The sequence below is a fragment of the Methanolapillus millepedarum genome, from assembly GCF_032594115.1.
In the GTDB taxonomy this organism is placed as follows: domain Archaea; phylum Halobacteriota; class Methanosarcinia; order Methanosarcinales; family Methanosarcinaceae; genus Methanolapillus; species Methanolapillus millepedarum.
Genome location: NZ_CP131060.1, coordinates 1 through 13128, shown reverse-complemented (window position 1 = coordinate 13128; position 13128 = coordinate 1). Strand labels below are relative to the sequence as shown.

15 protein-coding genes and 1 tRNA gene are annotated in these 13128 nt (G+C 37.5%); 8 read left to right on the top strand and 8 right to left on the bottom strand.

All coding sequences use genetic code 11. The annotated features are described in order from the left end of the window. Positions 1–5: 5 nt before the first annotated feature. The 4 genes from cydB to MsAc7_RS00065 form a co-directional block, all read right to left on the bottom strand. The gene (cydB, locus tag MsAc7_RS00080; protein ID WP_338102581.1) at positions 6–1022 is read right to left on the bottom strand and encodes a cytochrome d ubiquinol oxidase subunit II; all 1017 of its coding nucleotides are present in this window, start codon (positions 1020–1022) and stop codon (positions 6–8) included. Next, positions 1015–2355 (bottom strand): cytochrome ubiquinol oxidase subunit I, encoded by a 1341-nt coding sequence (locus MsAc7_RS00075; protein WP_338102580.1) that lies wholly within the window; start codon positions 2353–2355, stop codon positions 1015–1017. Before MsAc7_RS00075 ends, cydB begins: the two co-directional genes overlap by 8 nt. Before the next feature lie 638 nt (positions 2356–2993). Next, positions 2994–3359, bottom strand: a complete 366-nt coding sequence (locus MsAc7_RS00070; RefSeq protein WP_338102579.1) for a hypothetical protein — start codon at positions 3357–3359, stop codon at positions 2994–2996. Positions 3360–3366: 7 nt separating this feature from the next. Beyond that, positions 3367–3702, bottom strand: coding sequence for a hypothetical protein (locus MsAc7_RS00065; protein ID WP_338102578.1), 336 nt, complete (start codon positions 3700–3702; stop codon positions 3367–3369). A 241-nt stretch (positions 3703–3943) separates the two neighbouring features. On the opposite strand from MsAc7_RS00065, the gene MsAc7_RS00060 reads away from it, so the two are divergent. Next, positions 3944–4357 (top strand): hypothetical protein, encoded by a 414-nt coding sequence (locus MsAc7_RS00060; RefSeq protein WP_338102577.1) that lies wholly within the window; start codon positions 3944–3946, stop codon positions 4355–4357. Positions 4358–4381: 24 nt separating this feature from the next. Here the strand turns inward: MsAc7_RS00060 and MsAc7_RS00055 are convergent, their stop codons facing one another. After that, positions 4382–5623: a transposase gene (locus MsAc7_RS00055; RefSeq protein ID WP_338102576.1), complete on the bottom strand. Its 1242-nt coding sequence runs from the start codon at positions 5621–5623 to the stop codon at positions 4382–4384. Between the two features lie 154 nt (positions 5624–5777). Here MsAc7_RS00055 and MsAc7_RS00050 point away from each other — a divergent pair, with 154 nt between their 5' ends. The 7 genes from MsAc7_RS00050 to pheT all read left to right on the top strand — a co-directional run bounded on the left by MsAc7_RS00050 (position 5778) and on the right by pheT (position 11147). Next, a complete protein-coding gene (locus tag MsAc7_RS00050) occupies positions 5778–6080 on the top strand; it encodes a hypothetical protein (RefSeq protein WP_338102575.1) in 303 nt (100 codons plus the stop codon). Continuing rightward, positions 6070–6267, top strand: a complete 198-nt coding sequence (locus tag MsAc7_RS00045; protein WP_338102574.1) for a helix-turn-helix domain-containing protein — start codon at positions 6070–6072, stop codon at positions 6265–6267. The genes MsAc7_RS00050 and MsAc7_RS00045 overlap by 11 nt, the downstream gene beginning before the upstream one ends. A 153-nt stretch (positions 6268–6420) precedes the next feature. After that, entirely contained in the window at positions 6421–6948 is a 528-nt protein-coding gene (locus MsAc7_RS00040) for a hypothetical protein (RefSeq protein WP_338102573.1), read from the top strand. Continuing rightward, positions 6941–8074, top strand: coding sequence for a hypothetical protein (locus tag MsAc7_RS00035; protein ID WP_338102572.1), 1134 nt, complete (start codon positions 6941–6943; stop codon positions 8072–8074). Before MsAc7_RS00040 ends, MsAc7_RS00035 begins: the two co-directional genes overlap by 8 nt. Then, positions 8075–8575, top strand: coding sequence for a hypothetical protein (locus MsAc7_RS00030; protein WP_338102571.1), 501 nt, complete (start codon positions 8075–8077; stop codon positions 8573–8575). A 456-nt stretch (positions 8576–9031) separates the two neighbouring features. Then, positions 9032–9286 (top strand): hypothetical protein, encoded by a 255-nt coding sequence (locus tag MsAc7_RS00025; protein WP_338102570.1) that lies wholly within the window; start codon positions 9032–9034, stop codon positions 9284–9286. A gap of 232 nt (positions 9287–9518) precedes the next feature. Next, the gene (gene pheT / locus MsAc7_RS00020; protein ID WP_338102569.1) at positions 9519–11147 is read left to right on the top strand and encodes a phenylalanine--tRNA ligase subunit beta; all 1629 of its coding nucleotides are present in this window, start codon (positions 9519–9521) and stop codon (positions 11145–11147) included. Positions 11148–11418: 271 nt separating this feature from the next. Here pheT and MsAc7_RS00015 read toward each other — a convergent pair whose 3' ends face one another. From MsAc7_RS00015 to MsAc7_RS00005, 3 genes are all read right to left on the bottom strand, one after another. Then, entirely contained in the window at positions 11419–11895 is a 477-nt protein-coding gene (locus MsAc7_RS00015; protein ID WP_338102568.1) for a peptidylprolyl isomerase, read from the bottom strand. A gap of 86 nt (positions 11896–11981) precedes the next feature. Beyond that, positions 11982–12066, bottom strand: a tRNA-Ser gene (locus MsAc7_RS00010). 106 nt (positions 12067–12172) lie between these two features. Beyond that, positions 12173–12880 (bottom strand): FKBP-type peptidyl-prolyl cis-trans isomerase, encoded by a 708-nt coding sequence (locus tag MsAc7_RS00005; protein ID WP_338102567.1) that lies wholly within the window; start codon positions 12878–12880, stop codon positions 12173–12175. Positions 12881–13128 lie beyond the last annotated feature (248 nt).

Sequence of the window (13128 nt, the reverse complement as noted above, 5' to 3'; positions counted from 1 at the left end):
TTCTTTTAGTTGATTTTGTCTTTGAACTTCGTGTACGACCAAAGCTGGTAAATAATCACGATCGGGACAAAGACAAGCGCACCATAAAGCATAAGCGACAGCGTCAATTGGCTGGATGCGGCGTCAAAGATACTGATGCCGTAATCCGGATTAATCGCCGACTTTAAGATGCACGGGTAAAGTGTCACAACACCCGTGGCCGCTCCGAAGAAAATCGTTCCGAGGTTTGTCAGGAAGGGGAAAAACGGACGGTCTTTTTTCAAGAATCCAAGCGCAATTGTCGCCAACGCGAAAATGACGGCGATGAGCGGAATCAAATACAAAACCGGATAGGCATTGTAGTTGGTCGCGAAATTGTCGGTATTGAAAAGACCGAGAATGTAAATCAACGCCACAACAGCTGTTGCGATGGAGAACATTTTGCCCCACTTCTGAGCGGTTGTCGAAAGTTCGCCGGCAACTTTAAACGCCAGCCAATAAGCGCCGGACGTCAGGAAGAGCAGGATGAACAAAACGGCGCCCAGGAGAGCGTAGATGTTAAAGAGCCCGAGAAGCGTTCCCGTGTAAACGTAGTTAGCATCAATCATAAGTCCGCGGAAGAAGTTTGTGAAAGCGACGCCGAGAACTGCCGTGATGATTAAACTTCCGAGGAACCAGCCGTATTTGAGAAGCTTTTGAAGGGTTTTGTTATCGTCCGAATAAATCAATTCAATGCAAATGCCGCGCAGAATCAATCCGACCAAGAGAAGCATCATCGGCAGATACAAAAATGTAAACATCTTCGAAAAGATGAGCGGGAAAGCCGCAAATGTACCGCCGGCAGCCAAAATCAGCCAAACCTGGTTTCCGCCCCAAAACGGACCGATCGAGCGGACCATCTGTGACAACTGGTTCGCGGTTTTCGGCAGGAACGGAGACAGAAGTCCGACACCGAGCGCAAAGGAATCGACAACCAAATAAATGGCCCAAATCACACACCAGAGAACGAACCAAACATTGATGAGCAAATTGTAATCAAGCATGTTCTGTCACCCCTTCCGGACCGGCAATGATGGATTTGCGGAGCAAGTAAACGTCAAGAACGAACAAGATCAAGTAGAAGAGAACTAAAAGTCCCATCGAAAAGATGATCTGAACGGCCGGAATCGGCGAAACGGCGTCCGAGGTTCGGAACAAATCATACACAATCCAGGGCTGGCGGCCGACTTCGGCAACGACCCAACCAAGCATGATGGCAAGATACGGAAGCGGGATGCTGTAAAGCATGAGCTTGATGTAACGCTTTGCGTTTCTGGATTGCATCGTTTTGTCTTTTCGGACAAAATAAAGTCCGGCAAATGCCTCCAAAATAAAGAGCATACCAAGAATCACCATGATCCTGAAGCTGAAAAATGTCAAATCCACCGGCGGACGGTCTTCGGCCGGAACATCCTTAAGGCCGGTCACATTCCCATGCGGATCGCCCGTTAAAAGGAAACTGCCCAGATACGGAATGCCGATCAATTGAACCAGATTCTTTTCCTGTGATTCTGACGGAATTTGAAGGAGATACATCGGTTTATCGGATCCGCTTTCCCAAACAGCTTCCATGGATGCCGCTTTCACCGGCTGGACATCGCTGATGTAGTGACCGTAAACAAGTCCGAGACACGGTAAAAGAATCGCCGAGATGACAAGTGCATAGACGCCGATTTTCATGGATGTTTGGAAAACATCAACATTGGATTTCTTATTTTTAAGCAAATGGTAACCGCTGATGGCAACCACGAAAACCGCGGACAAAAGGTAAGCCGCCAAAAGTGTATGAATCAACATGTACCAAAGATATGGATTGGTGAGGACGTCAATGAAATTGGTCATCATAATCCGGCTGCCGTCGGCGGCCATTTCGTAACCGGTCGGATGCTGCATAAAAGCGTTTGCTGTAATAATCCAAAGAGCGGAAATCGTTGTCCCGAGAGCAACCATAACCATGGAAAAGGCTTTAAGTCCCGGTTTTTTGTGGCTGGTAAAAAGCCAAATTCCGAAAAAAGTCGCTTCCAAAAAGAAAGCAATGAGTGCTTCAAGCGCAAGCGGGGACGCGAAAACGTCGCCCATAAATTCGGAATACGGACCCCAGTTGGTTCCGAATTGGAATGTCATCGCAAATCCGGTAACGATACCGAATGCGAAATTAATCTTAAAAAGGTTGCCAAAAAAGGCCGCGGATTTTTTCCACTTTTCGTTGAGGGTTTTCCAAAAAGCAACTTCATAGCCCGCAACCATAAGTCCAAGTCCGATCGTCAACGGGACGAAAATGAAGTGGAAAAAAACGGTTGCCGCAAACTGAAGCCTGCTGAGCATAATAATATCCATAGATGTCACCTGTGCTGTTTAACGATAGATGTCACGTCTGTAAACAATTCTGTCAATTTTTTGCGACCGGTTATCGCATACCATCAAATTTTTCCATTTCCCAATTGGCCAATTCTTCAGCGTGAAATAACCGATGTTCATTAGAAAGATGAATATCTCAAATAATATAAATCGGAATATTATAGATTTCTAAAACATTAAATTCTTTTCATTGGTTGAAATGAATTATTTTAAAAGAAATCTATACCTATTAGGAATGATTATTAAAATATAAAAAGGTAATCGACAAAGAGAGTAAAATAAAAAGATGAAACAAGAAGACGAATAATATATTCTTTTTTTAATTAAATGTTGAATATAATATAAGGTTTTAAATGAAAAGGTCATAAACCATTGATTTTTACGTTATGATGGGCTTTGTGTAAAAAGTCATTTTATCTCGCGACTTTATACACAAGATGCCGACTTTTTACACAAGAGGCGATTGAAGAATGGAAAACCCTCCCCATTGCGTAAAAAAATCAAAAAATGTAACAGCATATCTTTTATTCAGAGATTACCGCTGTTCCTTAAATAGGCTTTGCACGAAAAATCGTATGGTATCGTTTTTTAAAAAAGAAGAGTGGTGGTTATAATTTTTAGTTGAAATAACCACAATCTCTTAACTCAATCCACTCATCCCAATCAAACGATCCTTCTTCCAATTCATATGGTGTGAGTTCAATCGGATGGCTTCTATAATCATTTTCTAAACTTTCAAAAACTTGTCCATTTCCATTCACGAAATAATACCCGTCACTACTGTTGAAACTGTTCTTAAAAAACGGATAATATATATTCGGAGATAAATTTTCACGGGTTACTGTTTTTGCATCTCCGATCGGATAAATAACTCCGTCATAGCGGACAGTTCCATATTCATCGGTATTTTCAAGACAACCGGAAATGAAAAGGCCGACAACAATAATTAACAAAAACAAAAAAACAGAAGTTGATTTCTTCATATCTTTTTCATTCCTCTGTTTCTGATTCTGTTTTTGTTAGCATTTGTGTTTTTTCATATTCCTTTCTATTGATGCGATTTACTCGCAAATAGATTTCTTTTGCAAGGTCTGAAGCTGTATAATCTACGTTTGAGAAATTAACTTCTTGTTTTAGAAATTCTTCTATTTCGGCTACGCTCTTATTTAAAAAAGAGTCCCAGCCGAAAATCTTAATTTTCTCGTTAACCGATTTTTCGAAAGGGTTTTTTGTAAAATGCCGAATGATCAAAACAACTAAAATAAAAACACAAACGAGCATTAAAGAATTATCGACAACCCACGCGGGACTTAAAAATTCGGACATATTTTTTCCTCCAAAAAATAAGAAATCCTCTAAGAGGATTTACACAAATGATAATGGATTATCATTGTATTTATAAAATACGCCATAAATATGAATTAGTAGTTATTCAACTTTTGAATGCTTAGTGGTTGTCACGAATGATAATATTTTCAAAATACATCAAATTGTTATGACTCCGCGCGGTAAAAAAAGTTCAATATCATTTACAATAAGTCAAAAAATATTGAATCAACTGAATTCAATGACCAAATCCGGAAAATTCACTTCAACATCGGACATTGTAAGCATTGCATTAGTTTTCTTAATTGCAGAACGGACCCGCCTCAATTTTGACGATTCAACAATTATAGAAAATACTCCGGAAGACAATTCTGCAAGGCCAAAAATATCAGCAGCATTAAATGAATATTTGGATTCAGAACTTGAAAATATAGCAAAAGAAACTCAAAAAAGTAAATCTTATATTGTCCGAGTAGCCTTGTTTCGATTTTTTGAATTTTACAACAACACTGAAAAAGTAAAAAGACAAGCAGAGTTGATAGCTGGTCCGGAAGAAAAATATGCTGTTTCAAAAAGGGAAATGAAGAAGATAGTTCGTGATATAGTTCCTGAAATAGTAGATGAATATCTTAATAGTAAATTTAATAATAAATGAGCATCGGCATTTTTTATATCGTCTTCACACAAAAATAGGATTCTCATGATTGTTTTGTTTAATTTGTAGATAAGCCTCAAACTCGGGTTGAACTCCCAACTCATACATTTCTTGAATCAAAACACAAATGTTGTGGCATATTACTTTAAGCAAAACCTCATTGACTTGTGCATTCCATGATTTTGCTCTAATTGAGTCTTTAAATTTCGATTTAAGCATATGAACGGTAGTTTCTGCATTGCTCCGTTTGTGGTAATGTTCAGCAAATTCTTCTTGATTGAACATAAAATAATGATACATCTTATGCCATAATCTACCTTTTCCTCTTGCTTTACTATTTGATTTAAAGGGTATGAATGGAACAGCACCATAACTTTCAATGATTTCCAAGTTGGTTTGGCCTAAATATGCCTTATCGGCAGATATTTCTGCCATCTCAAAATTGAAAGACGTCTCTTTTACAAGGTGTTCTAATTGTGGAAAATCATTATCAATTTCCGTAGTTATTCTTACGCTTGTTATGATATTTGTTTTAACACCTGTCATAAAGTGACACTTAACCCATCTTTTTGATTTGATTTCCTTTCCATATTTAAAAGAATGCCATCTCTGAAAATTGCTTGTGCCGAATCCGGTACTGTCAATTGCAAAGTCCTTTTCTATTGAATTTAATGGAAGGCTTGTTATTCTAACCAATTCTTCCAAAATCGGAGTGATGTCTTCTCTTTGCATAAAATGACCAATCGAAGAATAACAAGGAACTACGGACATGCAATTCTTTGAATATGCTATTTCTAAATCGCCCATAAATCGTCTCAAAGAGAAGGTAGAATAAACTTTCATAGCAGATGCAAAAATCATGTCGCTGATTGGCAAGGAAGGCCTTCCAATGCAATTGTGAGGTTGTTCTACCAGACTTGTCAGTTCATGTAACATCTGCATAAACAGAGGCTTTTGGTTAATTGTGGCCTTATCATAAGCAGACCATTGTTGTCTGTATGTTTCCTTCTTGGATGCTTCATTTGTTTGTTTTACTTTTTGAGTAACAAAACATTCTACCGCCCAAATGTGTTTACATTTATAGATTCCATTTTTGTAATCCGGGCATGTACAAGTAGCTCCAAAACCATCGCTTTTTACGAAATATGAACCGCCCCCGCTTTGGCTTGGCACTTTCCATCCTTTTTCAGTCTCCACTATTAATGACGTGGCAGCGATTTCATAACCTCGCTCCTTTCGTATATTAATAGGAAATTCTGGATTCATAAGTATCACTTTGGAATTAAGTAAAATATTCTAAACATCCTTTGTATATAAATATTTCATAGATTTTCTTAAGAATATATCAAATCTATTCTTACGAATTTTTCATAAAAGAAACGATTTTATATTATAATCGCAGATAGTATATTAGATATTTATGAAAAAATCTGAGATTTCAAAAAAAACAGAGGAACTTGAAGAAGTCCCAGTTGTGGATTATTCCAATCTTCCAGATGAATTTAAAAATGAATTCTTAAACGAAAAGCCGTATGTGATTGAAAAATTTTCAAAATTATCATGGGATGGGAAGCAATTCAGCATTCGTATACCAAAAGAAATAACGGATGAAATGGATATTACAAAAAGAAATCAAATCAAATTTAAAATGACAAAAGCAAGACCGGGAATGGACGAAAAAAACGTATTGGAAATTAGTTTGGTGATTGTTGATGGATCTTAAACCAGAAGAAAAGAGAATATTACAAACTCTTTATTTTGCAAATAAACCACTCACTACAAAATCAATTTCAGAAAGAACAAATATGGCTTGGCAGACTACAAAAAATTATTTGGGGCAGATGCATCAGCGAGGGCTGTTAAATAAAGGAAAAAAAGGGAGTTCTATTTATTGGTGGATTCGGATTTAATTATAAATTTAACATTTATGAGATGCGGGCTCTTTCTCAACATTGTTCAAAACCATCTGAAATTTGTAATTTTTAAGTATTCTATACTTTCACAAGGCAATCAACGATTTAATAAAAGGCAATAGTATTATACTACAGAACGAGGAATCCATAATGGAATTGGATGATAAAGAAAAATTGATTATTTACAGCATTGGTTCAAACAATCAACCGATTAAAACAAAAATAGAATATCAAAAATTGCTGTTTTTAGTATCAACCATCTTCCCGCAATTTAAAGAAGATTTAGATTTTGAACCATATAATTATGGCCCATATAGCGAAGTTGCAGATGTTTTGATTGAGGAGTTTATGGTGATGGGGTATGTTTTAACAGATACTAATCAAAAAGCACCATATTATTCTCTTGCATCTGATGGTTTAGACGAATATACAAAAATTCAGTCAGAAGATAATTTTTCAGAGATTAGGGATATTGTAGATAAGACAAAAAGATTCGTTGATGAATTGTCAGACAAAGAACTATTAGTTTACGTTTATGTAAATTACCCTGAATATATTGAAAATTCTATAATCTGGGATCGGTTAGAAAAAGAGTTGCCTAGAATATTCGATTCTTTAGTAGCAAAAAATGTAATTACTTCTGAAGATAAGGAAAAATTGATGCAAAAATATGGGTGAATTGATGGCGAATATTACAACTAAAACTGAATTTATTGATGACGATCTGTTTTACAAAGAACGCATACTGAAACTTGAAGATTATGCAATCAGAACACCGTATAATGCAAGTGATGACAAAAATTACTATTCTCCCATAAATGAAATTTATAAAAATTTTGATTTTAGTACTTTAACAGAATTATGTTCTGATTTCAGTTCAGAATTAAAACTAAATAAAGAGATAGATTCAAAAAAAATAAATGATAGACTTAACTTTCCTTTCTTTAAATATGTTGATAATCAGCCACCTCAGGAAGAACATGTAAAGTTGTTGGCAGATTTGGCTCTAAAATGTGATGTTATTACCACACCTTTATGGACGTTACCCTCTGTAAAAGATGAAAAGAAAATGAGTGCTGAAGAGAAAGCTAGGCGAGAAGCTCATTTTGTGGATTTAATTCTCAAATCAAATAAAATATTTTTCGAAAGAATATCTCAAAATAAGGAGAAAAAAACAATCATTGGAACGATTCCGTTTAAAGTTTCTCGTAAAAACATTGATGAAATATTTGATATGTATCAAAATATGGGAATCGACTCATTCGTTATTGATTGTAACGGCTCATCTTTAATTACAGCTGATACTTGGTTAACAAACGCTATGATAATTATTGATGAGCTCCAAAATGAGAAAGGGTTCACATACTCCATAAATTCCTATGAAGGTCGCTTTTTGAAAGGGAACAAAGAAACACCTGCTAAGGATTACATCAGTCATGGTGCTGGCGTAGATATACTCGGTTTGAATCATATACCTCCAAAGTTGTCACCACAAATATGGAGAGATTTAAGCCAAAGTGAAAAAACATACAAAATTTTCAATAAAGAAACATATGGATATCAGAGAATAAATAATGAAACCTTATTAAAAGAAGCTGTTAATCTGGATATTAATCCCAATTTAGAACCAAATAGAATTAGACGAATCTACAACTCTCTACAAAAAAATAATGAAAATGAAACTCTAAAAGAGATTTTAGAAGACAGAGAGCCGGTTAAAGAATATATAATATTAAAAAAGCAAATTCCTGAAAAAGATATAAAAGTGTGTGGGAAAATCAGAAATAAAGTGGTTCGTGATTAAATGCCAATAGTTGAATATTTAATTAGTGTGAGTGCAACTCGTCCACTAAAATTATTACAACACATTTTAAAAGAAATGAAAGAATCACTGGAAGAGCCACTTACAGACTCTGCAGAATTGGACTCTGATTCAGATTCGTTGGAGATACTGGATGACAATATTCATACGGTACGTGTAAAGTATTATCTTGGTTTGATTTCAGAATCGATTTCTATTGAGTTAAAACAATCCGAATGGGAATGTGCTTCTGAATCAGATTGCATAATCAATATTAAATTAACTCTTCTTGAAGAAAATAGAGAAGAAAACTTAATTAATTTTCATGAATTTATTCAAAGTTTTGAAGGTACCATCGATTTAATCAATGGAGTAGATACACTTTCAGAGCCAACAGACATAATTCAGGATATACAATATGTGCGGATAATTGATGATTTCGGCAAAAGTTTATGCTGTAAAATCTATCCCCAGCTGTTTGAACTTGAAAATAAACTTAGATAGATTATTACCTGCCATATAAATAAAAATCATCAACAACCTATTGATCATATGCCATTAAAATTAACAAATGGAAATGAAATGAAGCACCTATTTATGTATTGCACAGATTTTATCCATTTGTCGAGCTTTCTTTTCGATGAATTTCAAGGTGCAAAAATAGATTATTCAAAACAATCAACACGTGACCGAATAATCTCCATCATTGCCGATTCAGATAATATAGAGGATATAAAAAAATCTTTATTGCCCACATCCAATTGGGATCGTTTCTTTTCAGAATACATTCACCTCCCCGAAAATTTTCAAGAGGAGTGGACATATTTGTATAACATAAGATGTTAGGTTGCTCACAACCATCCGATATTACATCACGAATATAATAGAGCAATTGCGTCTAAAAAAAATATAGAACCATATCTTATAATAAGCTCAAATAAAAGTGATTTTGAAAAACTTATGTTAGAAATAGAACAAGACCTTGAATCATTTTGCAAATGTGGAGATATTACCTTAAATTTAAACCATATTGAAACGATAGGCTTGAAAAATAAAACCAGGAAGGATATAGAGAATTTGGTTTCTGTCAAAGACAGTATTTCAGATGAAGATGTTATGCATTATTTGACAATTGGAAACTTATGTAAAATGGAATTAGATGCTATTTGCAGGACACCCACAGCCACCCTTCTAGCACTTCTTGATAATTTTTGAAAACATAGTAAAAAATAAAATATGAATTAACATAAAATTTGATTAATTTATACATTCAGTTTTTGCACAGTTAGTTCTATGGGCTGACTTTATACACAAGATACCGACTTTATACACAACATGGACTTTTTACACAAAGCCGTTATGATGGAATGATTCATATATGAAAGAAAGACTTTATACAACAAATTTGTAAAAAATAATTTATAATTGATCAATTAGGACGCATATTATGCCTGTTATTACTGTTGATAAAAAAGATTTAGAAACCCTTTCGGGAATGGACGCCAAAACCATTATCGATAACGTATCCATGATCGGCGCGGAAGTGGAACGTCTGGAAGATGAATTTGTCGACATTGAATTCTTCCCAAACCGTCCCGACCTTTACAGCGTCGAAGGTGTTTCCCGCGCTATGAAAGCTTTTTTGGGCAAAAAAACCGGATTGTCGACGTATGAAGTGAGCGCGCCCCAAATAACAATTTCAGTTTCAAATGAGGTCTTAAAAGTCCGGCCCGTCCTCGGATGCGCGGTCATCCGCGGTCTTTCTTTTACATCCTCCGCCATCAAATCTTTAATGGACCTTCAAGAAGACTTGCACTGGGCACTCGGCCGCAACCGAAAAAAAGTGTCCATCGGTGTTCACGACATGTCCGGAATCGTTCCACCGTTTACATATTCTGTCGAATCTCCGAATTTCTCATTTGTGCCGCTGGACCACACCGAAAAAATGTCCATGGCCGACGTTTTGAGGTCCCATGCAAAGGGCGTCAAATTTGCGCACCTCGTTTGCGATATGGAAAAATACCCGATCATTAAAGATTCAAACGGAAATGTATTGTCATTCCCGCCGATTATCAATGGAACGCTCACATCCGTTACCGAAAAGACAAAAGATCTCTTTATCGATGTCACCGGAACCGGCAAAGAAGTTTTCGTTGCGCTCAACATTGTCGTTGCCGCCCTTTCCGAACGCGGCGGAAAAATCGAAGCCGTTACCATTGTCTCAAACGGTGAAAAGAGAAATTATCCGGACATGGCGCCAAAACCCTATATGATTATGCTTGAAGAAATTGAGTCCCACCTTGGATTTAAAATGAAGCCGGAAGAAGTGATTCAATGCCTCGAAAAGATGGGACACAACGCATCCGTTTTATCCGAAAGTCCGGTTTCGTTTGAGATTTTGGTGGCGTCCTACCGCGCCGATATTCTGCACAAATACGACATCATTGAAGATGTGGCAATCGGATACGGTTATGCAAACATCCCGTCAGATCTTCCGCAAAATTACACCATGGGACAGGCTCATCCAACGTCCCGCGTACGACAATCGTCTTCGGAAGTGATGGTCGGCCTTCAATTTAATCAAGTGATGCCGTTTACGCTCACAAGTCCGAAAATTCACTTTGAGAATATGCGCCGGCCGGTCACCGACGATGTGACTTATGTTCTCCATCCGATCAGCGAAGACCAAACCATGGTCCGGACAACATTGCTTCCGGGGCTTTTGGAAATATTATCCCTCAACCAACACCGTGAGCTTCCGCAAAGCATTTTTGAAGTCGGTGAAGCGGTTGTCGGCGGCAAAAATAAACAAAAAATCGCGGCGGTTTCCATTCATCACGCTGCAAACTTCACTGAAATTTCGGAAATTGCGGATGCTTACCTTCGAGAAATGAAAATCGATTATGAATTAAAAGAGTCCGATGATCCGGCATTTTTGAAAGGCCGTGCTGCTGATATTTACGTCGGCGGCAAAAAGATCGGCGCTTTCGGAGAACTGCATCCGGGCGTCATCTCATCTTTTGAACTGGGATATGCTGTTATCGGATTTGAAGCGGATTTAACCGACCTCTTCTAATCCGACTTTTCTCTTTTTATTTTTCGACGTTTTAGAATCAATCCGTTTTTTCATCCATTTTTATAAACCAATTTATTTTCATCCAATTTTATAACCAATTTATAACCAATCTGTTCTTCAACCGGTCATCAAAAAATGACGGCAATAACGCGCGCAAGGCGGCGGCTGAGAAAAGAACCGAATAATCAAATCAAGAAAAAGAAAGGTAAAGACGAAAAACAAAAAACAAGATAAAAACAAAATGAGAAAAGGGATTTAAAATTTTTTGATCTTAAATCATCGTTGCTTTGATAATTTTAACTTCTTGAACCGGTTTGTCACCGCGTGCTGTTTTAACATTTCCGATTTTGTCAATGACATCCATGCCTTCAATCACTTCACCGAAAACCGGGTGTTTGGAAGAAGCCGGCGGTTTGTCCCAGTCAAGGTAGGTGTTGTCCACCAAGTTGATGAAGAATTGGCTGCCGCCCGAATTCGGTCCGGCGTTGGCCATCGAGATGGTTCCGCGTTTGTTGGACGATCCTTTCACAAATTCGTCCGGGATGGAATAACCCGGACCGCCCATTCCGGTTCCGGTTGGGTCGCCGCCTTGGATCATAAAGTTCGGGATGACGCGGTGGAAAATAACGCCGTTGTAAAAGCCTTGATTGACCAGCTTTTTAAAATTTCCGGCCGTAATCGGCATGTTGTCGTACAATTTAATTTTAATGTTACCGAGCGTTGTTTCTAAAAGAACGGTGTTTGTCATAAATGGTTCTCCTGTTAATTCTTAAATCCTTCTGTTTCGTTTTATTTCACAGACTTACATGAAAACAAACATAATCATTAAAAAAGCGCGGAGAGGGAGATTTGAACTCCCGGGGTGCTGTGCACCACCGGTTTTCAAGACCGGCGCCGTGGGCCGCTTGGCTATCTCCGCATATTGAATCAAATCTATAAACAAGCCATAAATAAGTTATTTCTATATAATTATTTTGCAAAACCGAAAGCGGAAAAAGGATAAAAGAGAAAGAAGAGATTAAATATTACTCTCCAATCGCTTTTTCCATAATTTCGTCAACTTCGTTTTGTTCCTTTGTCACACGTTCGATGAATTGGATTTCCGTCATGTCCGTGTTGTCCAGGATTTCCTTGGCGAATTTGCCCTTAGCGATGAGCCATCTTTGGTTGAAAGTAATGCCGCGCGGGATGTAAATCTTCGCGACCGTATCGTCAAACTCAACTTCGATTTCTTTAAGGCCGGTATAAAGCGCGAAAAGTCCCCGAATTTTTTCTTCGCGAGTACTCAAAACGGCTTCAATTTTGTAATCGTAAACAACGGTTTTGCCGGCAAGCGGGCTGTTAAAGTCAATGGTCGCCCGTCGGCCAATGACTTTCGTCACAACACCTTGGCGGCCGTCTTGCTCGATAATCATGCCGACATTTGCGCGCCCGTCTTTGAATTTGGAAGTGGAAACGGATGTAATTAAGCCTTCATCCGGCATCCCAAACGCATTTTCCGGACCGATAACAACACTGCCCTCGCAACCAACCTCTTTTCCGACTAATTCGGCGTCAAGGCCGGCAATGGTGTGACCGCAACCGACAACAACAACATCGCCGCCGTAAACGCCTTGGGGTGTGTAAACACCTTCGGATTTGGCGACTTCTTCGTCGGTGGTGTCAAAAATGCGTCCTTCTTCAAACTTTCCGGTATAGCTGACCCGGATAAAATCTCCTTTCTTTAATGCCATATGATTCACCTGTCAATAAATGAAAATTAAATAAATCATTATAAATAAAAAAGACTTCCGACTAAAAAATTGCCGAAATATAATGATGGTACGAATGAATGACCATTAAACATGATATTCCTTTAAGAATCTTTTCCTAAAAAGAAAAAATATATTTCCCTATCAAGTTCAGCCATTAAAAAGAATGTGAGTATAAAAACGACCAAAGATAAAACATAAGATAAAAAACATAATCTAAAAAATATAAG